This is a genomic window from Geothrix limicola (genome assembly GCF_030268085.1).
Classification (GTDB): Bacteria; Acidobacteriota; Holophagae; order Holophagales; family Holophagaceae; genus Geothrix; species Geothrix limicola.
This window is the reverse complement of record NZ_BSDE01000006.1, coordinates 244,212-265,152: the sequence shown is the minus strand read 5'-3', so window position 1 is coordinate 265,152 and position 20,941 is coordinate 244,212. Positions and strand designations below refer to the sequence as shown.

The 20,941-nt window shown below is 63.6% G+C and carries 14 protein-coding genes, 2 tRNA genes and 3 rRNA genes; 16 read left to right on the top strand and 3 right to left on the bottom strand.

Features of this window, described 5'->3' with window-relative positions:
* The first annotated feature begins 260 nt into the window (after nt 1-260).
* From QSJ34_RS15425 to QSJ34_RS15350, 16 genes are all read left to right on the top strand, one after another.
* Nucleotides 261-1,800: ribosomal RNA gene (locus tag QSJ34_RS15425) — 16S ribosomal RNA — on the top strand.
* Between the two features lie 115 nt (nt 1,801-1,915).
* Nucleotides 1,916-1,991: transfer RNA gene (locus QSJ34_RS15420), tRNA-Ala, on the top strand.
* A 23-nt stretch (nt 1,992-2,014) separates the two neighbouring features.
* Nucleotides 2,015-2,092: transfer RNA gene (locus QSJ34_RS15415), tRNA-Ile, on the top strand.
* Nucleotides 2,093-2,325: 233 nt separating this feature from the next.
* Nucleotides 2,326-5,262, top strand: a 23S ribosomal RNA gene (locus QSJ34_RS15410).
* Between the two features lie 186 nt (nt 5,263-5,448).
* A 5S ribosomal RNA gene (gene rrf / locus QSJ34_RS15405) occupies nt 5,449-5,564 on the top strand.
* Together the 16S, 23S and 5S rRNA genes with 2 tRNA genes alongside form the textbook arrangement of a ribosomal RNA operon.
* Before the next feature lie 78 nt (nt 5,565-5,642).
* A complete protein-coding gene (gene thrS, locus QSJ34_RS15400) occupies nt 5,643-7,556 on the top strand; it encodes a threonine--tRNA ligase (RefSeq protein ID WP_285576898.1) in 1,914 nt (637 codons plus the stop codon).
* Nucleotides 7,557-7,630: 74 nt separating this feature from the next.
* The gene (infC, locus tag QSJ34_RS15395; protein WP_309568732.1) at nt 7,631-8,215 is read left to right on the top strand and encodes a translation initiation factor IF-3; all 585 of its coding nucleotides are present in this window, start codon (nt 7,631-7,633) and stop codon (nt 8,213-8,215) included.
* Between the two features lie 10 nt (nt 8,216-8,225).
* Nucleotides 8,226-8,429 (top strand): 50S ribosomal protein L35, encoded by a 204-nt coding sequence (gene rpmI / locus QSJ34_RS15390; protein WP_243303127.1) that lies wholly within the window; start codon nt 8,226-8,228, stop codon nt 8,427-8,429.
* Nucleotides 8,430-8,618: 189 nt separating this feature from the next.
* Complete coding sequence (gene rplT, locus QSJ34_RS15385; protein ID WP_285576896.1) at nt 8,619-8,966, top strand: 50S ribosomal protein L20; 348 nt, start codon at nt 8,619-8,621, stop codon at nt 8,964-8,966.
* Nucleotides 8,967-9,048: 82 nt separating this feature from the next.
* Nucleotides 9,049-10,119: a phenylalanine--tRNA ligase subunit alpha gene (pheS, locus tag QSJ34_RS15380; protein ID WP_285576894.1), complete on the top strand. Its 1,071-nt coding sequence runs from the start codon at nt 9,049-9,051 to the stop codon at nt 10,117-10,119.
* Nucleotides 10,119-12,041, top strand: coding sequence for a phenylalanine--tRNA ligase subunit beta (locus tag QSJ34_RS15375; RefSeq protein WP_285576891.1), 1,923 nt, complete (start codon nt 10,119-10,121; stop codon nt 12,039-12,041). The genes pheS and QSJ34_RS15375 overlap by 1 nt, the downstream gene beginning before the upstream one ends.
* A 77-nt stretch (nt 12,042-12,118) precedes the next feature.
* A complete protein-coding gene (zapB, locus tag QSJ34_RS15370; RefSeq protein ID WP_285576889.1) occupies nt 12,119-12,355 on the top strand; it encodes a cell division protein ZapB in 237 nt (78 codons plus the stop codon).
* Nucleotides 12,352-12,711 carry a cell division protein ZapA gene (locus tag QSJ34_RS15365; RefSeq protein ID WP_285576887.1) on the top strand — a complete coding sequence of 120 codons (360 nt, stop codon included), beginning with the start codon at nt 12,352-12,354 and terminating at the stop codon, nt 12,709-12,711. The genes zapB and QSJ34_RS15365 overlap by 4 nt, the downstream gene beginning before the upstream one ends.
* 284 nt (nt 12,712-12,995) lie before the next feature.
* Nucleotides 12,996-14,552 carry a ribonuclease Y gene (gene rny / locus QSJ34_RS15360; RefSeq protein ID WP_420798866.1) on the top strand — a complete coding sequence of 519 codons (1,557 nt, stop codon included), beginning with the start codon at nt 12,996-12,998 and terminating at the stop codon, nt 14,550-14,552.
* Between the two features lie 97 nt (nt 14,553-14,649).
* Entirely contained in the window at nt 14,650-17,622 is a 2,973-nt protein-coding gene (locus QSJ34_RS15355) for a hybrid sensor histidine kinase/response regulator (RefSeq protein ID WP_285576882.1), read from the top strand.
* 2 nt (nt 17,623-17,624) lie between these two features.
* Nucleotides 17,625-17,954: a DMT family protein gene (locus QSJ34_RS15350; protein WP_285576880.1), complete on the top strand. Its 330-nt coding sequence runs from the start codon at nt 17,625-17,627 to the stop codon at nt 17,952-17,954.
* A 27-nt stretch (nt 17,955-17,981) separates the two neighbouring features.
* On the opposite strand, the gene QSJ34_RS15345 is transcribed toward QSJ34_RS15350, so the two are convergent.
* The 3 genes from QSJ34_RS15345 to QSJ34_RS15335 all read right to left on the bottom strand — a co-directional run bounded on the left by QSJ34_RS15345 (nt 17,982) and on the right by QSJ34_RS15335 (nt 20,825).
* Nucleotides 17,982-19,367: a M20/M25/M40 family metallo-hydrolase gene (locus QSJ34_RS15345; RefSeq protein ID WP_285576877.1), complete on the bottom strand. Its 1,386-nt coding sequence runs from the start codon at nt 19,365-19,367 to the stop codon at nt 17,982-17,984.
* Between the two features lie 56 nt (nt 19,368-19,423).
* Nucleotides 19,424-19,939, bottom strand: a complete 516-nt coding sequence (locus QSJ34_RS15340; protein WP_285576875.1) for a hypothetical protein — start codon at nt 19,937-19,939, stop codon at nt 19,424-19,426.
* An 85-nt stretch (nt 19,940-20,024) separates the two neighbouring features.
* Entirely contained in the window at nt 20,025-20,825 is an 801-nt protein-coding gene (locus tag QSJ34_RS15335; protein ID WP_285576873.1) for a Coa1/Tim21 domain-containing protein, read from the bottom strand.
* Between the last annotated feature and the right edge of the window lie 116 nt (nt 20,826-20,941).

Sequence of the window (20,941 nt, the reverse complement as noted above, 5' to 3'; positions counted from 1 at the left end):
GCGGAAATTTTCTCTTGCACTTTAGGATGAGGGTGATAGTCTGAATGTCTGCGCGGTTGAGGCTGCGAGGTGTCAGGAAGGGCTGAGAGGCCGTTCTGGGCCATGCTGAGGAGCATGGGGGCGTCTTTGAAAACCGGATAGAAGATAGGAAGCCTTTGAGGGTTCTGTTCTGCGTCTAAGGATGCGGGATGGGATTCAGAGAAATAACGACCAGAACATTTTTCCGAGGGGTTCGCCCCGAGGAGCAAGAGTTCAGAATGAAACTTGAGAGTTTGATCCTGGCTCAGAATGAACGCTGGCGGCGTGCCTAACACATGCAAGTCGGATGTGCCGCAAGGTGCATGGCAGACGGGTGAGTAACGCGTAGGGAATCTACCTTTTAGTGGGGAATAACGCTCCGAAAGGAGTGGTAATACCGCATGAGACCGCCTTCTGGGATGAGGGTGGTGAAACCTGGGGACCGCAAGGCCTGGGGCTAGAAGAGGATCCTGCGTCTGATTAGCTAGTTGGCGGGGTAATGGCCCACCAAGGCGACGATCAGTAGCCGGCCTGAGAGGGTGATCGGCCACACTGGAACTGAGACACGGTCCAGACTCCTACGGGAGGCAGCAGTGGGGAATTTTGCGCAATGGACGAAAGTCTGACGCAGCAACGCCGCGTGGGTGATGAAGGTCTTCGGACTGTAAAACCCTGTCGTCAGGGACGAAGGTTGAGGGGTTAATAACCCTTTAGCTTGACGGTACCTGGAGAGGAAGCCCCGGCTAACTCTGTGCCAGCAGCCGCGGTAATACAGAGGGGGCAAGCGTTATTCGGAATTATTGGGCGTAAAGGGCGCGTAGGCGGTTTTTTAAGTCAGATGTGTAATCCCCGAGCTTAACTTGGGAACTGCATCTGAGACTGGAAGGCTAGAGTACTGGAGAGGGTGGTGGAATTCCTCGTGTAGCGGTGAAATGCGTAGAGATGAGGAGGAACACCAGTGGCGAAGGCGGCCACCTGGACAGTAACTGACGCTGAGGCGCGAAAGTGTGGGTAGCAAACAGGATTAGATACCCTGGTAGTCCACGCTGTAAACGATGAACACTTGGTGTGGAGGGAGTTGACCCCTTCCGTGCCGGAGCTAACGCGTTAAGTGTTCCGCCTGGGGAGTACGGTCGCAAGGCTGAAACTCAAAGGAATTGACGGGGGCCCGCACAAGCGGTGGAGCATGTGGTTTAATTCGACGCAACGCGAAGAACCTTACCTGGGCTTGAACTGCAGTGGACCGGTATAGAGATATGCCTTTTCGCAAGAACTGCTGCAGAGGTGCTGCATGGCTGTCGTCAGCTCGTGTCGTGAGATGTTGGGTTAAGTCCCGCAACGAGCGCAACCCTTACCCGTAGTTGCCAGCGCGTCATGGCGGGAACTCTACGGGGACTGCCCGGGTTAACCGGGAGGAAGGTGGGGATGATGTCAAGTCCTCATGGCCCTTATGTCCAGGGCTACACACGTGCTACAATGGGCGATACAAACCGTTGCAAAGTCGCGAGATGGAGCTAATCGGAGAAAGTCGTCCTCAGTTCGGATTGTAGTCTGCAACTCGACTACATGAAGGTGGAATCGCTAGTAATCGTGTATCAGAATGATACGGTGAATACGTTCCCGGGCCTTGTACACACCGCCCGTCACATCACGAAAGCCGGGAGCACTTGAAGAGGCTGTGGTAACCCGCAAGGGGGCTAGGTCTCAATGGTGAACTTGGTGATTGGGGTGAAGTCGTAACAAGGTAGCTGTAGGAGAACCTGTGGCTGGATCACCTCCTTTCTAAGGAGAGTCACTTCTAGGAGTGACGAAAGGTCAACGCTTCCGATCGAATTTCTATCCGGTTTTTAAAGACGCTCGTGCAATCTTTGACGAGCGTGTTTGGGCGTCCGTAACTGGGCCCGTAGCTCAGCTGGGAGAGCGCCTGGTTTGCATCCAGGAGGTCGTCGGTTCGATCCCGGTCGGGTCCACCAGCGGTCGCTGGGGCACGAAATCGGGGCCTATAGCTCAGTCTGGTTAGAGCGCACGCCTGATAAGCGTGAGGTCGGTGGTTCGAATCCACCTAGGCCCACCATCATTCGCCGAGAGGCGATGGGATTGAGTTGAGTTGAGACCTTGCGAGGTTTGAATCCAGCTCAAGGCCGATTCAAGGATCGGCTGCCGAGAGGCAGAGTTGTTTGACATTTAAATAGAAGGAATAGAGAAGGGTGATCCACAGCGTTGAAGTGACGTTGTGGGCTTAAGGCGAGGCAAGTTTTAGCGAAAATACTCTCGTGGGTCTGAAGTCAATGTAATTCATTGATGGAAGGCCAAGTTACAAAGGGTTGACGGTGGATGCCTTGGCAGATGACAGCGATGAAGGACGTGGTAAGCTGCGAAAAGTCTCGGGGAGTTGCACGCGAACGGTGATCCGGGAATGTCCGAATGGGGAAACCCTCTTGGGTGAAAGCTCAAGAATCTCTTAGCTGAATTCATAGGCTTCGAGAAGCGAACGTGGGGAAGTGAACCATCTCAGTACCCACAGGAACAGAAAACAACAGTGATTCCGGTAGTAGCGGCGAGCGAAACCGGAAGAGCCCAAACCTCATACGTGTAAGCGGCAGGCGTTGCGTATGGGGGGTCGTGGGACCTACAGGTCAGGGCTGCCCCCTGGCACAGAGTTACAAAACCTCTAGTTAGCGGAACGGCATGGAAAGGCCGGCGATACAGGGTGATAGCCCCTTATGCGAAAGCTACGAGGACTCTGAGTGGTGTTCCCAAGTATGTCGGGGCACGAGAAACCTTGACAGAATTTGCCGCGACCATGCGGTAAGGCTAAATATGTTCATCTGACCGATAGTGAACCAGTACCGTGAGGGAAAGGCGAAAAGAACCCCGATGAGGGGAGTGAAATAGAACCTGAAACCGTCAATCTACAAGCAGTGGAACCCCTATGGTTTACCAGGGGAACCGCGTGCCTTTTGCATAATGAGCCGGCTAGTTATTTTCAGTGGCGAGGCGAAGCCGATGAGGCGGTGCCGTAGGGAAACCGAGTCTGAATAGGGCGACCAGTCGCTGGAAATAGACGCGAAACGGGATGATCTATCCTTGACCAGGATGAAGTCCGGGTGACACCGGATGGAGGTCCGAACCAGTGTGGGTTGAAAACCGCTTGGATGAGTTGAGGATAGGGGTGAAAGGCCAATCAAATTCCGTGATAGCTCGTTCTCCCCGAAATAGCTTTAGGGCTAGCGTCGGATGTTTCGTCGTGCAGGTAGAGACCTGAATGGACTAGGGGGCTTACCAGCTTACTGAATCCAACCAATCTTCGAATGGCACGCCGTGAAGTCCGGCAGTCAGACTGCGGGTGATAAGATCCGTAGTCGAGAGGGAAAGAACCCAGATCGCCAGCTAAGGTCCCAAAATACATGCTAAGTGGAAAAGGATGTGGATGTGCTTAGACAGCCAGGAGGTTAGCTTAGAAGCAGCTATCCTTTAAAGAAAGCGTAATAGCTCACTGGTCAAGCGGGTCTGTGCCGACAATTCAACGGGGCTAAAGCATGTTACCGAAGCTGCGAACGTAAGTGGTAGGGGAGCATTCCCTACGTCTGTGAAGGTTGACCGTAAGGACAGCTGGAGACATGGGAAGAGACTCTGTCGGCATAAGTAGCGTAAAGACGGGCGAGAACCCCGTCCGCCGTAAGACTAAGGTTTCCAACGCAAGGTCAATCCGCGTTGGGTTAGTCGGGCCCTAAGCTGAGGCCGAAAGGCGTAAGCGATGGAAAGCTGGTTAATATTCCAGCACCATGAATACCTCGTTTGTACGATGCAGGGACGCAGGAAGGTAGGGACGCAGAGCTATGGAATGTTCTGCGAAAGGATCCAAGGGTGGCGCTTAGGGAAGTCCGGGTGCCATGAGCTCAAGGTTTCTGACGAAAAGTCCTGATCCTACACTGCCGAGAAAAGCTGCTAAGGAGAGGTATTTGTGTCCGTACCGCAAACCGACACAGGTAGTCGAGGAGAGAATCCTCAGGCGTTTGAGAGAACTCTGCTGAAGGAACTCGGCAAATTAACCCCGTAACTTCGGGAGAAGGGGTACCACGGTAGGGTTCATAGCCCGATGTGGTGGCACATAAATGTTCCAGGCGACTGTTTAACAAAAACACAGGTCTCTGCAAACTCCAAAGAGGAGGTATAGGGGCTGACGCCTGCCCGGTGCCGGAAGGTCAAGAGGAGCGGTCAGCGCAAGCGAAGCTGCGAATTTAAGCCCCGGTGAACGGCGGCCGTAACTATAACGGTCCTAAGGTAGCGAAATTCCTTGTCGGGTAAGTTCCGACCTGCACGAATGGCGTAACGATCTGGAAACTGTCTCCAGCAGAGACTCAGCGAACTTGTAGCACCGGTGAAGATGCCGGTTACCCGCACTTAGACGGAAAGACCCCGTGCACCTTTACTACACCTTGACATTGAGGTTGGCGTTGGACTGTGCAGGATAGGTGGGAGGCTATGAAACTGGCTCGTTAGGGTCGGTGGAGCCATCGTTGAGATACCACCCTGTTTAACGCTGATCTCTAACTCGCACCCGTGATCCGGGTGGAAGACAATGTCAGGCGGGTAGTTTGACTGGGGCGGTCGCCTCCTAAAGCGTAACGGAGGCGTACGAAGGTTCCCTCAGGCTGTTTGGAAATCAGCCGCAGAGCGCAATAGTATAAGGGAGCTTGACTGCGAGTCAGACACGACGAGCAGGTGCGAAAGCAGGTTATAGTGATCCGGTGGTCCCGAATGGAAGGGCCATCGCTCAACGGATAAAAGGTACGCCGGGGATAACAGGCTGATCTTGCCCAAGAGTTCATATCGACGGCAAGGTTTGGCACCTCGATGTCGACTCATCACATCCTGGGGCTGAAGCAGGTCCCAAGGGTTCGGCTGTTCGCCGATCAATAGTGGTACGTGAGTTGGGTTCAGAACGTCGCGAGACAGTTCGGTCCCTATCTAGTGTGGGCGCAGGAGATTTGAGAGGACCTGTCCTTAGTACGAGAGGACCGGGATGGACTGACCTCTGGTGTTCCAGTTGTGCCTCCAGGTGCAATGCTGGGTAGCTATGTCGGGAAGTGAGAAGCGCTGAAAGCATCTAAGCGCGAAACACCCCTCAAGATGAGATCTCCCTATGAGACCCGTGGAAGACCACCACGTTGATAGGTCGCATGTGTAAGTCCGGTAACGGATTAAGCTGAGCGATACTAATCGGTCCACTGACTTGACCTTTCATCAATCAATTACATGAAGTGGACGTTTCGGTAGCGGCCTCCGATAGGAGGACGCGTCAAACACAGCGAATCAGATCGGCCAGAGGCCGAATCTGAGGCGCTAAGCGGCCGAAACTCCCGGACAATACCCACGAACGCGCCAAAAGGCGCCTCGCCTAAACCCTTCTCACTCTTTCTAAGCCTTCGTCGTGGCTTTTCCCCAAGTGTCACACCCGTTCCCATCCCGAACACGGCAGTTAAGACTTGGAGGGCCGATGATACTGCGCATCACATGCGTGGAAAAGTAGGTCGCTGCGACGTTAAATCCCCTCCGGGCCATCACAAATGATGGCCCGGAGTTGTTTTATTGATAAAATTCTTACTTTGTTCGAGGAATCCATGTCCATCGAGGTCCGACTTCCAGACGACTCCCTTCGGCAGCTGCCCGAGGGCGCCACTGGGGCCGACCTGGCCGGTGGCATCGGTGCCCGCCTGCTCGATGCGGCCTTGGCGATCAAGGTCGACGGTAAGCTGGCCGACCTCAAGGCCCCTCTGGCGGATGGCGCCAAGGTCGAGATCGTCACCAGCAAGAACCCGGAAAGCTTGGAACTGATCCGCCACTCCACCGCGCACCTGCTGGCGCATGCGGTCAAGCGGCTGTACCCGAACGCGCGGGTGGGCATCGGCCCGGTCATCGAAGACGGCTTCTACTACGACTTCTGGGTCGACAAGCCCTTCACGCCCGAAGATCTGCCCGTGATCGAAGCCGAAATGCGGAAGATCGTCGCGGAAGGCATCGAAGTCGTGCGCGAGGACTTGGACCGGGACGCGGCCGTGGCGCGCTTCCAGGCCATGGGGGAGCCCCTCAAGGTGGAGGTGGTTTCAGGAATCCCGGCGGGCGACATCATCAGCGGCTACGCCCAGGGCGATTTCTATGACCTTTGCCGCGGGCCCCACGTGCCGAGCACCGCGAAGCTCAAGGTGTTCAAGCTTCAGAGCATCGCCGGCGCCTACTGGAAGGGCGACGAAAAGAATCAGATGCTCAGCCGCATCTACGGCACGGCCTTCCATACCCAGAAGGAACTCGACGAGCACCTCAAGCGCATCGAAGAAGCGAAGGCCCGCGATCACCGCAAACTGGGCAAGGAACTGGGACTCTACTCGTTCCACCCCGAAGCGCCGGCCTCGCCTTTCTTCCATCCCAAGGGCACCCAGGTCTACAACGAGCTCGTCACCTACATCCGCGAGCTGTATTTCAAGTACGGCTACAGCGAAGTGATCACGCCCCAGATCATGGACGTGGAGCTCTGGAAGACCAGCGGCCACTACGACAATTACGCCGAGAACATGTACTTCACCACCGCCGAAGAGCGCGAGTACGCGGTGAAGCCTATGAACTGCCCCGGCCACTGCATCATGTTCGGCAGCCAGAAGCACAGCTACCGCGACCTGCCCATCCGCTACGCCGATTTCGGCCGCCTGCACCGTTTCGAGCGGAGCGGCGTGACGCACGGTCTGACGCGGGTCCGCACCTTCTGCCAGGATGACGCTCACATCTACTGCACGCCCGACCAGATCAAAACCGAGATGGCCGACTTCCTCGCCCTGCTGAAGGAGGTCTACGACACCTTCGGTTTTGAGGGGATGCGCGTGGCCCTGAGCACGCGGCCCGAGAAGCGTCTCGGTTCCGATGAGATCTGGGACGCGGCGGAGAACGCCCTGAGCGAGGCTTTAAACGAGGCTGGCATGCCCTTCACGCTGAACCCGGGCGAAGGGGCCTTCTACGGTCCGAAGATCGAATTCCAGATCCTGGATGCCCTCAAGCGCCCCTGGCAGCTGGGCACCCTTCAGGTGGATTATATGCTGCCCGAGCGCTTCGATCTGAACTACACCCGCCCCGATGGCGGCGAGGGGCGCCCCATCATGCTCCATCGCGCCATCCTGGGCAGCCTGGAGCGGTTCATGGGCATCCTCGTCGAGCACACCGCAGGCGCCTTCCCGGCCTGGCTGGCGCCCGTGCAGATGTCCGTGCTGCCCATCACCGATCGGGCCAATGCCTTCGCCACCGAGGTGGCCGCCCGCGCCAAGGCGCTCGGGCTGCGCGCCGAGCTGGATCAGCGGAACGAAAGCCTCAAGGCCAAGATTCGGGAGGCCCAGCTGGCGAAGGTGCCCTACATGCTGGTGATCGGAGATCGCGAGGCCGAAGCGGGCACCGTGTCCGTGCGTCACCGCCACCGGGGCGACCTGGGTGTCCAGCCCCTGGATGGATTCCTGGAGACCCTCGTTGCCGAAGTTCGTGGGCGCCAACGCTGATTTGGTTTTCCATGCTTGGCGAAGGTCATTTCAAGTGTTAGACTTTTTGTCCTTGTGTAACTAGGGGAGGAACCATTCGTCCGAACGAGACCCGCATCAACGACGGCATCCGGGCCCAAGAGGTCCGCGTCATCTCCGAAGATGGCGAACAGCTTGGCGTGATGCCTCCTCACCAGGCCATCCGGATCGCTGAAGAACGCGGACTCGACTTGGTGGAAGTGGCCGGAAACGCACAGCCGCCTGTCTGCCGAATCATGGACTACGGCAAGTACAAGTTCATGGAAGCGAAGCGGGAACACGCGGCCCGGGCGAAACAGAAAAACATCGTGGTCAAGGAAGTGAAGTTCCGCCCCAAGACCGATGACCACGACTTCGATTTCAAAGTGAAGCACATCCTGCGGTTCCTGGAGGAAGAAGACAAAGTCAAAGTGGTGGTCATGTTCCGCGGACGTGAAGTCGTCCATCGCGACATCGGCTACCGGATCATCGAGGAAGTCATCCAGCGCGTCGGCGACAAGGCTATCGTGGAAAAGGGTGCCGGCATTGATGGTCGCGACATGCACGCCATCCTCGCCCCGCGGATCATTGAAGTCCCCAAGGCACCGAAGAAGCCCAAGGCGCCCAAACCCGAAACTCCAGCCACAGAAGCTCAAATCTAGCGAGGAATCCATGAGCGGTTACAAGATCAAGACCCACAAGGGCGCCCAGAAGCGCTTCAAGAAGACCGCCGGCGGCAAGTTCAAGCGCGGCTGCTCGCACCAGCGCCACATCCTGACGAAGAAGACCGCCAAGCGGAAGCGTCAGCTGGACATGGGCGGCATGGTGGCGAAGGCCGATCAGAAGGCCGTCGCGGCGATGCTCCCCTACGCGTGAAGTTCCTCCGGGGGTCCCGCGCTTGCGCGCACACCCCCGGACCCCCACGCACCTCGCTGGCGTAGCCCGCTCGGTGCTTGGTTCTCCCCACTGGCGAATCTAGAATCGCCAGTTCAACCTGGTGGCCGACGCCACCCCCGATGAGGCCTTCAAACGCTCTTTCGAGCTGCCTCGAGGAAAGGAAGCAAGATGACTCGCGTAAAACGTGGTTTTAAGCGTGCCCAGCGCCGCAAGCGCATGATGAAGTTCGCCAAGGGCTTCTACGGCGCCAAGTCCCGTCTGTATCGTTCCGCCAAGGAAGCGGTCGAAAAGGCCCTCGGCTACGCCTACCGCGACCGCAAGGTCAAGAAGCGTGATTTCCGCCGCCTCTGGGTGGTGCGCATCAGCGCCGCCTGCTCGCAGAACGGCACCAGCTACTCCAAGTTCATGGGCGGCCTGAAGAAGGCCTCCGTGGATCTGGACCGCAAGATCCTCGCGGATCTCGCCGTGCGCAATCCCGAAGCGTTTACCAAGCTCGTGGCCGTGGCCAAGGGCTGATCGCGAACGCAGCACATCGCAGACACCCGAAAGGCCGCGTGAGCGGCCTTTCCTTGTTTAGAGACACTTGCCTGAGGGATTCATGGATCAACTGCTTCCCACGGAAATCATCGAGGCGGGCGGCGCCTTCCCGGAGGCCCTCGCGGCCTGCGGGGACCTGGATGCCCTGCTGCGTCTCAAGGGCGCCTACATCGGCCGCGAAGGCAGCCACGCCGCGCGGCTGATGGACCTGCTCAAGACGGCGCCGAAGGAGCAGAAGCGCGACCTGGGGGCCGCCATCAACGCTCTCAAGCAGCAGTGGGAGGAGGGCCTGAAGGCCCGCCAGGCCGAGCTGGAGACCGCGAAGAAGACCCGCGCCGCCCAGGCCTCGCAGTGGGATCCCACCCTGCCCCCGCCCGTTCCCGTGCGCGGTGCGCTCCATCCGCTGAACCGCCTCATGGACCGCCTGGTGGACGTCTTTCGCCCTCTGGGCTTCCACGTGGAGGAAGGCCCCGAAGTCGAAACCGAAGCCCACAATTTCGACGGCCTGAACATCCCCGAAGACCATCCGGCCAAGGCCAGCTCGGACACCTTCTACCTCGCCGCGCACCCGGAGCTGCTGCTCCGCACGCACACCAGTCCCGTGCAGGTGCGCACGCTGCTGCGCGTGGCGCCGGAGCTCGCGAAGCGTGGCGGCATCCGCTTCCTCGCCCCCGGCCGCGTCTACCGCAAGGATGAGATCGATCCCACCCACAGCCCCATGTTCCACCAGGTGGAGGGCATGCTCGTGGGCCACGGTATCGGCATGCAGCACCTCAAGGGCACGCTGGAATATGCGCTGCGCGCGCTCTTCGGCCCGCACACGGAGATCCGCCTGCGGCCTTCGTACTTCCCCTTCGTGGAACCCGGTTGCGAAGTCGACGTGAGCTGCCCCCTCTGCGCCGCCAAGGGCTGCCGCGTGTGCAAGGGATCCGGCTGGGTCGAGATCCTCGGCGCGGGCCTCATCCATCCGAACGTGCTGGCCTACGCCGGCATCGATCCGGCGGAATGGTCCGGCTGGGCCTTCGGCATGGGCGTCGAGCGCATGGCCATGATGCTGAGCCAGACCCCGGATCTGCGGCTGTTCTTCGAGAACGATCAGAGATTCCTGCAGGCCATGGGAGGGCTGGACTGATGCTCATCGAACGACAATCCCTCGCCCAGGAGATCCCGGCCGTCGCAGGTCAGGAGACGCGCCAGCTCTGCGAGATCCTCGCGGCCCTCGGCTTTCCCGTGGATGGCGTCTCCACCACCGAAGGCACGGACGTGCTGGACGTCGACATCACGGCCAACCGCGGCGACGCCATGTCCCACCGCGGCATGGCCCGGGAGGTGGCCGCCAAGCTGCAGCAGCCTCTGACGCCTCTTCCCGATGAAGGCGTGAACGAAGGCGCGGCACTGGTCGAGGTGCGCCTCGAATCGCCGGCCTGCCCGATCTACGCGACGGCCATCCTCGAGCTGGGAGGAGGCGAGACCCCCGAGGCGGCCCAGCACTTCCTGCGCTGCATGGAGGCCACGCCCAAGCGCCTCGCGGCCGTGGACGCGTCCAACGAGCTCCTGCTTCGGTACGGACACCCGACCCACGCCTTTGATGCGGACAAGATCCGGGGCGCGCTCCGCGTGCGCTGGGCCCAGGCCCAGGAGACGCTCGTGACCCTGGACGGCCTGACGCGCACGCTCACGTCGCAGGACCTGGTCATCGCGGATGAGTCGGGCCCCATCGCCCTGGCGGGCGTCATGGGCGGCGACTCGACCAAGGTGACGGCGGAGACGCGGCGTGTGCTGCTGGAAAGCGCCTGGTTCGACCCCAAGACCGTTCGCGCGATGGCGCGGCGGCACAGCCTGCACACGGATGCCTCGCACCGCTTCGGCCGCGGCGCCGACCCCGCCATGGCGCGGGTCGCCCGCGATCTCCTCGTGGCGCGTCTGCAGGCCTGGTGCGGCGCCAAGCTCCAAGGTGCCTGGACCGCCGGAGCTGTCCCCCAGGCTCAGTCGCCGATCCCCCTGAGCGAAGGATTACTGAATCGCATCGCCGGGGAAGCCCTCGGCCTGGACCTGGCGGAGGCCTCCCTGGTCCGCCTCGGTTGCCAGGTCGCGCGCGACGCGCAGGGCCTGCGGGCGGTCCCGCCCTCCTGGCGGCACGACCTGACCATTCCCGAGGATCTGGCCGAGGAAGTGCTCCGGCTTCGCGGTTATGAGCATATCCCCTCGACGCTGCCCCCGCTGGAAGGTCCGCCCGAACACCTGGCGCCGGCCTACCTGCAGAAGCAGCGTGTGGCCCGCCGCCTGGCCCAGCTGGGCTTCCACCAGACCGTGACCTATGGCTTTATCAGCCCCGAAGTGGATGCACCCTTCTCCGGCCCCGCCAACCCGGTTGAGGGCCGCACGCTGGCCAATCCGCTGGGCTACGAGTATTCCGTCCTGCGCGGTTCGCTGCTGCCCAGCCTTCAGGCGACGGCGGAGCAGAACCTCCGCCAGGGCGCCCGCCAGGTGCGGCTCTTCGAACTGGCCCCTGCCTACGTAAGTTCGCCTGCCGGCCCGGTGGAGCGGGCCACCCTGGCCGTGGTCTGGGGCGGCATCCTGGGTGGCGAGGACTACCTCAGCCCGGCCCGCGCCGTGCTCGAGGCCGATCTCACGGGCCTGGCCAAGGACCTGAACCTGCCCGCGCGACCCCCCGTGCACCGGCTGGGTGAAGGCCTCTTCGGCATCGAGGTGGCGGTGGCGGACTTGCCGCTGCCGCAGGACCGCATCATTCCCAGCTTCCGGGCCTTCAGCCGCTTCCCGTCCGTGGAGCGGGATCTGTCGTTGCTGGTGGATCTGGATCATTCGTATGAGGCCCTGCATGGGGCCATGGCGGCTGCCCTCCCCGGCGACTGCCTCCAGGACCTGCGCTGCGTGGACGTGTTCCGGCACAAGAACCTGCCCGAGGGACGCCAGGCCTGGCTGATGCGCATGCGCTTCCAGGCGGATCGCACCCTCGTGGGCGAGGAGGTCGACGGCTGGGTGGCCTCGGCCCTGGCTGCGGCGGAATCCCTCGGGGCCAAACTACGGGCCTAAGGCTACGAGCGCGGGGCTACGAGCCTGAACTCCGAGCACAGGGACTTCGGGCTTAAGATGGGCAGGTAGGGGAAATCATGGACCTTCTGAAACAACTCGAATCCAAGATGCAGGCCCTGGTCCAGCAGCGGAACCAGCTGAAGGAAGAGCTGGACGCTCTGAAGGCGGCTGGGGCCGTGGGCGATCAGGAGCTCCAGTCCCTGCGCGCCCGCCTCGAAGAGGCCGTGGCTGAAAAGACCGCCCTGGAAAAAGACCGCGAGGCGGTGAAGGAGCAGGTGGCTTCCATCCTGCGGGCCCTGGAGGCCCTGGGATGAGGCCTCCGGTTCCGCTGCCCGGCACCAAGCCGGTCACCGTGACGGTCCAGGGCCGGTCCCTGCAGATCCAGACCGACCGTCCCGAGACCCTGACGGCGGCGCTGCGGATTCTGGAGGAGACCTTTCAGGACATGGACTCCCAATGCCAGCTAAGATGGGGGAGCGTCCCGAAGGGCCTCGACACACCGTCCTGGTACCTGATGGGCGCCCTGAACCTGGCGCACCGTGTGGCGCGCCTGGAACAGGAAGCCAACCAGCACACCCATAACCTGGAACAGACCCTTTCGAAGCTTCTGAGCGATGTTCCGGACGAACCTTCCGCCCCCGTGCCGCTGCTTGACGAGGATGGAGACTAAATTTCCCTGCGAGGCCCGTGATTATGGCCAAGCGCTTGTTCCGTAAGTCGACTTGGGAGTCCTTCCCCCTGACCTGTGCGTTCCGCGCGACGGCGCGCCTTAGCCAGGGTTTCTGGATTCCCCCCTACCAGCTAGGGAACTCGGCACGCCTCCACGACTGAGCGGGGATTTTTTCAATCGGGTGCTGGTGGCTCTTTGGATCCTCTTCCCAGGAGTCGCCCGTGAATTTGATCAGTTGGATCTTCCTCATCCTCTTCTTCGCCGCCGCCGGCGTGGGTCTGCTCATGGCCCTGCGGGCCCAGAAGGCGACGGTGGAGGCCTCCCAGGCCCAGGCCAAGGCCGAGGCCGATATCAAGGCCGAGCGGGAGCGCCTGCTGGAGGAGGCCAAGCGCGAGGCCCAGCGGGTGGTGGAGCGCAGTGCCCATGACGCCGAATCCGTCCGCAAGGAGTCCGAACTCAAGGCCAAGGAACAGGCCCTCCAGGCCCGGCAGGAAGCCGAGAAGCTCCTGACCGAGCGCCAGAAGAACCTGGAGAAGCAGGAGCAGCGCCTCCAGACCAAGGAAGAGGGGCTCGACAAGAAGACTCAGCAAGTCGATCAGAAGGCCAAGGATCTGGAGACCCTGTCCGAAAAGCGCAAGGCGGAGCTGGAAAGGCTGGAGGCTCAGCAGGCCGAAGCGAAGCAGCTGGTCGAAGCCCAGGCCAAGCGCCTGGAGGAGATCGCTGGCCTCACCCGCGACGACGCCAAGAAGGAACTGATCTCCCAGCTGGAATACAGCGCCAAGATGGAAGCCGCCAAGACCGTGCGCCGCATCGAGGACGAGGCGCTCGAGGAGGCGAACAAGAAGGCCCGTTGGACCATCGGCGCCGCCATCCAGCGCGTGGCTTCGGACGTGGTGGCCGAACAGGCCGTCAGTTCGGTCCAGCTGCCCAGCGATGACCTCAAGGGCCGCATCATCGGCCGGGAGGGCCGCAACATCCGCGCCCTCGAAAAGGCCACGGGCTGCGACCTCATCGTAGACGACACGCCGGAGAGCATCGTCGTATCGAGCTTCGATCCGATCCGCCGCGAAGTGGCCCGCCAGGCCATTCTCAAGCTGCTGGCCGACGGTCGCATCCACCCCGCGCGCATCGAGGAGGTGGTGGAGAAGGTCAAGGTGGACATGGACCAGCACCTCAAGGAGATCGGCGAGGCCGCCTGCATCGAGCTGGGCTTCCCCGACGTGCACCCCAAGCTGCACAAGCTGGTGGGCCGCCTGAACTACCGCACCTCGTACGGCCAGAACGTGCTGGAGCACACGAAGGAAGTAGCCCGGATCGCCGAGTACATGGCCGGCGAGATGGGCGCGGATGCCCGCCTGGCGCGGCGCGCCGGCCTCTTCCACGACATCGGCAAGGCCATCGACCGCGAGGTGGAAGGCACCCACATCGAGATCGGCATGCAGCTCATGCAGCGCTACGGCGAGAAGGAAGAGGTCATCCACGCCATGAGCTGCCACCACGGCGACTTCGAGCCCCGCACCGTGGAGGCCATGCTCATCACCGCCGCCGACGCGCTCAGCGCCGCGCGCCCCGGTGCCCGCCGCGAAATGCTGGAGACCTACGTCAAGCGCCTCGAGCAGCTCGAGGGCATAGCCAACAGCTACAAGGGCGTGCAGAAGAGCTTCGCCATGCAGGCGGGCCGCGAGATCCGCATCCTCGTGGACGCCGGCTCGGTGAACGATGACCAGGCCTACTGGCTCGCCAAGGACGTCTCCCGCCGCATCGAGTCGGAAATGCAGTATCCCGGCCAGATCAAGGTCACGGTCATGCGTGAGCTCAGGGCCGTAGAAATTGCCCGCTGAGGTCGACCACGGCCCCCTGATACAGTCCTGAAGGCCCCTGCCGCTCGACCGGAATCCTTTGGACGCCTTTTCCTCTTCGCCCTCAGCGACCGGGCTTTTGAGCCAGGTCACGGTGGAGGCCATCATCGGCCTCCTGGAGCGGGCTTCGCTGGCCTTCTGCGTGATGGACGGGGAAGGCCGGCTGCTGCGGGCCGACGAGCGGTTCATGGATTGCCTCGGCCTGGGGCCGGAAGATCTGGAAGACTTCGCGATCGAGCGACTCCGCCACGACCTGCCGCCCTCCCAGGCCCGGGCCTGGTTTCGCGACGCCTTCGATCGGCCCGGTGAGGCCTCCGAGGCCGGGATCTGGCTGCACGAGGACGGCAGCGAACTCCCCATTCGCATGACCGTGGTGGGCCTGCGCACCGAGGTCGGCGATCGGCTGCTGATCTGGGGGCGCGATCACAGCGGCGAGAAGCTGGTGCTCGACCGCCTCATGGAAAGCGCGGGCCACCAGCGCCACCTGGCCGAAGGAATCTATGCTCTCAGCCTCACGCGGACGCGGGAGGAGGTCTTCCAGGTGTTGATGGGCCGGGCGGCGGCCATCCTGCCGGGTCCCCACTGGTTCCTGGGCCGCATCGAACCGGAGGAAGCGCAGCGCATGATGACGCTGTCGGACTGGAGCCCCTCCCTGCGGGAGCGGCTCGGGTCGAAGATCCAGGGGCTGGGCTTCCCCATCGCCGACACGGGCTTCGCACGCGAAGTCTGCGATCATCGCCGTCTCTGCTTCGTGGCCGATGCCGTCGCCTCGCCGGACATGGTGCAGCCCTCCGTCACGGCAACCTACGGGGTGCGCAGCCTGCTGGGCGCGCCCCTCGTCTTCGAGGGCCGCATCACGGGCGTGCTCTTCGGCGTGGGATTCCAGGACGAAACGCCCATCGCGCCCCGGGAATCCCAGTTCGCGAGCCTGCAGAACCTGACGCGCATCGCCGCCCTGGCGTTGGAGCGCATCCAGGCCGAGGCCCGCCTTGAGGCCTCGGCGGGGCTGGCCCGGAACCTGGCCGCCGCCGTGAAGGAGCTGGCCGGAGCCCCCGACGAGGATGCGCTGGTGGCCTGCCTCTTCCGCTGGGCCGCGAAACTCGCGCCCCTGCCCGAGTGGTGGTTCAACCGCTTCGATGTCGCCTCCCGCACGACGAGCACCACCCACTGGACGCCGGGACTGGAAGCCTACGGCACGGCCGAGGAGATCCGCCGCCCGATCTCGGTCCACGACAGCCCGATGGTCGAAGGCGTGCACCTGAAGCATCGCTGCATCCACATCCCCCGTTGCGAGGGGCATCCGGACCTGCCCGATCAGGAGCTCTGGCCCTTCCGCACCTTGGTCGGCCTGCCCCTGGTCCATGAAGGCCAGGTGGTCGGTAGCCTCAGCGGCGGTTCCTTCGGTGCCCAGGGGCACGTCCACGTCTCCGACGACCGCTTCGAAGCGCTGGAAAGCCTCGCCGAGGCCGCAGGGCTCGTGATGAACCGCGTCCATGCCCGCGCCGCGCTGGAAGCCGAGGAGGCCCGCTTCCGCCTGCTTTTCGAACAGTCGCCCGATCCCATCCTGCTGGTGTCGGAAGGCCGCATCGCGGATGTGAATGCCGCGGCGGTGGAGCTGTTCGGCCTGGAGCGCGGCGCGCTGCTCGCCGCGCCGATGTCGATCCTGACGCCGGAGCACCAGCCCGACGGCGAATTCAGCGTCAGCGGTTGCGCGCGACACATGGAGGCGGCCCTTTCGGGTGTGCACCAGCGCTTCGAGTGGACCTTCCTGTGTGCCGAGGCGAGGGAGGCCGTCTGCCAGGTGGACCTCACCCGGCTGGAGCACGGCGACCAGCCCATCATCCATGCCATCGTGCGGGATCTCACGGCCCAGAAGCGGGCCGAGGCCGAGCGTGTGGCGCTCGAAAGGCAGCTCTTCCAGGCGCAGAAAATGGAAAGCCTGGGCGTGCTGGCGGGAGGCATCGCCCACGATTTCAACAACCTGCTCATGGGCGTGTTGGGGCATGCCGGCCTGGCCCTGGAGCAGCTGAATCCGCTGCATCCGATCCGGAAGAATCTGGAGGCCATCCAGAAGGCCGGCCAGCGGGCCGCGGACCTCACCCGGCAGATGCTCGCCTATTCGGGCCGCGGGCAGTTCATCGTCAAGCACCTGGACCTCACCGCCCAGGTGGAGGAGATGCTGCACCTGCTAGAGGTCAGCCTCCCGAAGACGGTGCTGCTGCGCCTGGACCTGCAGCAGGGGCTTCCGGCCGTGTCCGCGGACGCCTCCCAGATCCAGCAGGTGATCATGAACCTGGTGATCAATGCCGCCGAGGCCATCGGCGAGGTTTCGGGCACCATCACGTTGGCCACGGGCGCCCAGTACCTCGACGCGACGGCCATGGGCCGGATGCTCGTGGGCCAGGACATGGCTCCGGGCCTCTTCGTGTCCCTGGAAGTGGCGGACTCGGGCTGTGGCATGGACGCCGACACGCTGTGCCGGATCTTCGAACCCTTCTTCACCACCAAGTTCACGGGACGTGGCCTCGGCCTCTCGGCCATCATGGGCATCGTCCGCGGCCATCGCGGCGCGCTACGCGTGGATTCAGAGCCGGGCCAGGGCACGACCTTCCGGGTGTTCCTCCCGGCCCGGGGCGCCTGCTCGGAGGCGCAGGTCGCGCCGGCGCCCGAGCCCGCCTGGGCCGGCAAGGGCACCGTGCTGGTGGTGGATGACGACGAGACCGTGCGCGCCGTGGCGCGGCAGGCCCTGGAGCTCAAGGGTTTCCACGTGCTGGATGCGCACGATGGGCGCGTGGCGGTGGACCTGGTGCAGGCGCAGGGCGGGGCCATCAGCCTCGTGCTGCTCGACATGACCATGCCCCACATGGGCGGCGAAGAGGCCTTCCGGGAAATGCGCGCACACCAGCCGGAACTCCGGGTGATCCTCAGCTCCGGATATAACGAAACCGAGGCCATGGGCCGCTTCCGGGGCAAGGGTCTGAGGGGTTTCCTGCAGAAACCCTATGGGCCCCGGGACCTGATCGCCAAGGTCCAGAAGGCGCTGGAGGCCTGAAGGTGCGAACGGTCGTCCTGCTCGTTCTCAGCAATATCTTCATGACCTTCGCCTGGTACGGGCACCTGAAGCACCACCGAGACAGCCCGCTCTGGCTGGCCATCCTGGCGAGCTGGGGCATCGCCTTCTTCGAGTACTGCCTGATGGTTCCCGCGAACCGCGTGGGATACGGCCGCTTCAGCCTGCCCCAGCTCAAGGTGATCCAGGAGGTGGTGACCCTGCTCGTCTTCGCCGTGTTCACCGTGGCCTGGATGCGTGAGCGCCTGCACCTCAACCACCTCTGGGCCGGGCTCTGCCTCGTGGGCGCCGTGTTCTTCACCTTCCGGCGCTGAGGCGAGCCAGGATTTTCGCGCGGCCCTTCAGGGCTCCGCCTTCGGCGCCTGATGGGGAAGCCGCTCGCATTGGAGGAGGCCCCAGGCGGTGACGGCCATGACCTGGGCCCCCTGGACGAGGTCCTCCTTCACCACATGGTCGAAGGCATCGACCTGGCTGTGCTGGGTGTGGGAGGCGTAGTCCAGCGGATCCTGAATGGGGGCGAAGGCGGGGATGCCGCGTTCGAAAAAGGCGGTCTGGTCACTGCCGCCGATGATGCCGTAGGGCACCTCCGTGGCGCCGAGGCTTTTGGCGGGCGCCAGGGCCGCGACGAGGGGGGCGTACCAGGCCTCCACCTTCATGTCGGGAAACCCGCTGATGCGGCCCGATCCGCTGTCCTCGATGAGCACGGCCTGGATCTTCGAAAGGTCCGCCGCGTGGCGCGCTACGTAGGCGCGACTGCCCAGCAGGTCCTGCTCCTCGCCGGAGAAGAGCACCACCCGCAGGGTGCGCCTGGGCCGCAGGTTCGCGGCGTGCAGGGCCCGCAGCACCTCCAGGGCCACCACGGTGCCCGTGCCGTTGTCGGTGGCGCCGGAACCGAGATCCCAGGAATCCTGATGGGCGCCCAGGATCACCACCTCCTCGGGATGATCGGTGCCCGGGAGGTCCGCCACGACGTTGCTGGCCTGGACGCGCGTGTGGCCGAAGCCGCCGCCCAGTTCCGCCTCCACGCGAGGCGTGAGACCCCGGGCCACCAGGCGCTGGAGCAGGTTCGCGTGCTCCCGCGTGATGAAGGCCGCGCGGGCCTGATAGAAGAAGCTGGGACCGCCGGCCATGTCCTGGAGGCCGTAATCCTTCCGGGAGGGCAGGAGGGCCAGGGCGATGCGGGCCTCGCGCCAGGCCTTGGCGAGTTCGGCCTCGTAGGCCTTCACGTCCTCCCGCCCCTCGTTCGCGGCCCGCGGGCGGGAGAGGACGAGCACCACCTTGCCGGCTAGTCGCGGGGCCTGGGCCCTGAACTCCGCGAGGGTCTTCACGTTCAGCAGCGCGACGTCGGCGCGGAGGACGCCCTTCGTGCCTTCGGTCCAGCCCACCTGAGCGACGTCGAGGGAGAGCCCATTGGCGTTGAGCAGCCGGGCCTGGGCCACCCCGCGGTGCCAGGGCCGGCCCAGGTCGTAGGTTTCTTCGTGGACGTTCGTGGCGCCGTAGGCCCGGAGCTTGGCCATGGCCCAGGCCTGGGCCTTCCGCAGGGATGGGGATCCCGTGAGTCGCGGGCCGATGTCATCGCAGAGTGCTTCGAGGTTCGCCATCAGTTCGGAACGGGTTCCGATCTCCTGGATCAGCCGCGCGGGCGCAGCACCCTCCGGCTGGGCGGGGGCCTGAGCCACCAGGAGGGTGGAGGCCAAACAGAAGGGCAGGGCGGCGTGAAGGGACATGGGAATCCTGGGTCGAAAGAGTGAACGGGAGCTTCGGTCGCGCCGCGAGGTGGCGCTCAGCGCCTGGCGGCGAAGAGCGACTTCACGAAGGCGGGCAACTCTCCCTTGGCGCGCAGGGCCAGCGCTTCTTCCATCTTCTCGGAGCGGTTCTCGGGCGCCTTGGATCGCAGGGTTTCATAGGCGCGAAGCACGCCTTCCAGCGCGGCTTGATGGATGGCGAGCTTGTGCTCGAGCGTCTTGGGTTCGAGGAGCTGGTGTTCGATCTGGTAGGCGATGCCACTGAGCTGGTACTGGAACCGGAGCACCTTGCGCAGGTCACCCTTGGCGGCGCCTTCGCACCACCGGGCCGGGGCCTCGCCTCCGAACATGATGTCGGGCACCTCGTCGACCCATTTGTCGAACCAGCGGCCTTCGGCGGCCATGGCGGCGAGGGGATCCTTGTCGGCGTCCGCGGCCAGCTTCAGTACGTGGGCGCGTTCTTCGGGCGTGGAGGGGCCGCGTCCGTGGGCCTGGGCGGCGGGGTGGAGGGCCGCGACGAGGGCGGCGGGAACGAGAAGGTGGCGGAGGGCCATGGGGACTCCAAAAAGGGTATGGAAGGTGGACCACCCGTGGAGGTGGCAGTGGGGGGGAAGGCCCGGCGCGCAGGGCGCGGGGATGCTAGGGTTTGAGCAGGTTCAGCGTGTCCGGGCAGTTGTCGGGCTGCAGGTCCAGCACGGAGAAGGTCCAGGTCCTGCCCTGGCCCTCGCCTCGGCGCTCGCCCTTCACATGCAGGTGGGCCGTGCCCTTGGGGCCGGAGAGTCGCAACGTGAGATCCGCCGCCGCGCCCGCGTGGAGCGTGTGATGCATCCACCCCTTCGGTTCGCCGACTCCCCAAGCCTGGAAGGATCCCTTCGCCTCTGGGGAGAGCACCACGGGGTCGCCCAGCAAGGCTCGCAGGCGGGCATCGCCCAGCGCCTGGCGGAAGGCGGTTTCACCGGCCTCCCCGGGCGCGAAGGCCCTGGGCGGCGGCGGTGCGGGAGGAGCGGGTGGTGCCGGGGGATCCGGAGGCGTTGGAGGAGCCGGGGGTGTCGGAGGCGGCGGGACCGCTTGGGATTCCCGGATCCGCGCCTGGGCCCACTGCTGCACCGCCTGGTCCACGGGTTTGGCCACGCCGTTCTCCCAGTAGCTTTCGTGGCTTCCGCCCGCGGTGTCCTTCCACAGGTGGTAGACGCGTTCGGGACCGCCGCCGCCGGATTCCATCAGGCGGGTGCCGTGGTCATCCGAGGTGATGTAGATGCCGGGGCGGCCGAGGGAATGCCACCATCGCCGCAGCGCCGAAGGCGGAGCCGGCGCGCTTTGCGCGCGGGTCGGCGTTGTTTGCGCATGGGCTTGCGCGGTAGTGGCGAGCAGCAGGCCCGCCTGGGCGAGGAAGAGCCACCCCGCCGGCCGGAGGGCGGCGAGGGATCGCAGGGACGTCATGGAACCTCCAGGGAATGCGGCGCCGCTGGTCCGCGCCTAGGGAGAAGAACGCGGGCCCGCCTTCATTGGTTCGCTGGAGCGGATGTTTTTTTGGAGGCCTCTGCGCGCAAGGGCGA

Excerpts from the sequence above, each read along its gene's own strand:
- zapB (WP_285576889.1), top strand. The coding sequence starts at position 12,119 with ATGGACCTTCTGAAACAACTCGAATCCAAGATGCAGGCCCTGGTCCAG.
- QSJ34_RS15345 (WP_285576877.1), bottom strand. The coding sequence starts at position 19,367 with ATGTCCCTTCACGCCGCCCTGCCCTTCTGTTTGGCCTCCACCCTCCTG.
- pheS (WP_285576894.1), top strand. The coding sequence starts at position 9,049 with ATGGATCAACTGCTTCCCACGGAAATCATCGAGGCGGGCGGCGCCTTC.
- rny (WP_420798866.1), top strand. The coding sequence starts at position 12,996 with ATGGCCCTGCGGGCCCAGAAGGCGACGGTGGAGGCCTCCCAGGCCCAG.
- thrS (WP_285576898.1), top strand. The coding sequence starts at position 5,643 with ATGTCCATCGAGGTCCGACTTCCAGACGACTCCCTTCGGCAGCTGCCC.
- rplT (WP_285576896.1), top strand. The coding sequence starts at position 8,619 with ATGACTCGCGTAAAACGTGGTTTTAAGCGTGCCCAGCGCCGCAAGCGC.
- rpmI (WP_243303127.1), top strand. The coding sequence starts at position 8,226 with ATGAGCGGTTACAAGATCAAGACCCACAAGGGCGCCCAGAAGCGCTTC.
- QSJ34_RS15365 (WP_285576887.1), top strand. The coding sequence starts at position 12,352 with ATGAGGCCTCCGGTTCCGCTGCCCGGCACCAAGCCGGTCACCGTGACG.
- QSJ34_RS15375 (WP_285576891.1), top strand. The coding sequence starts at position 10,119 with ATGCTCATCGAACGACAATCCCTCGCCCAGGAGATCCCGGCCGTCGCA.
- QSJ34_RS15340 (WP_285576875.1), bottom strand. The coding sequence starts at position 19,939 with ATGGCCCTCCGCCACCTTCTCGTTCCCGCCGCCCTCGTCGCGGCCCTC.
- QSJ34_RS15335 (WP_285576873.1), bottom strand. The coding sequence starts at position 20,825 with ATGACGTCCCTGCGATCCCTCGCCGCCCTCCGGCCGGCGGGGTGGCTC.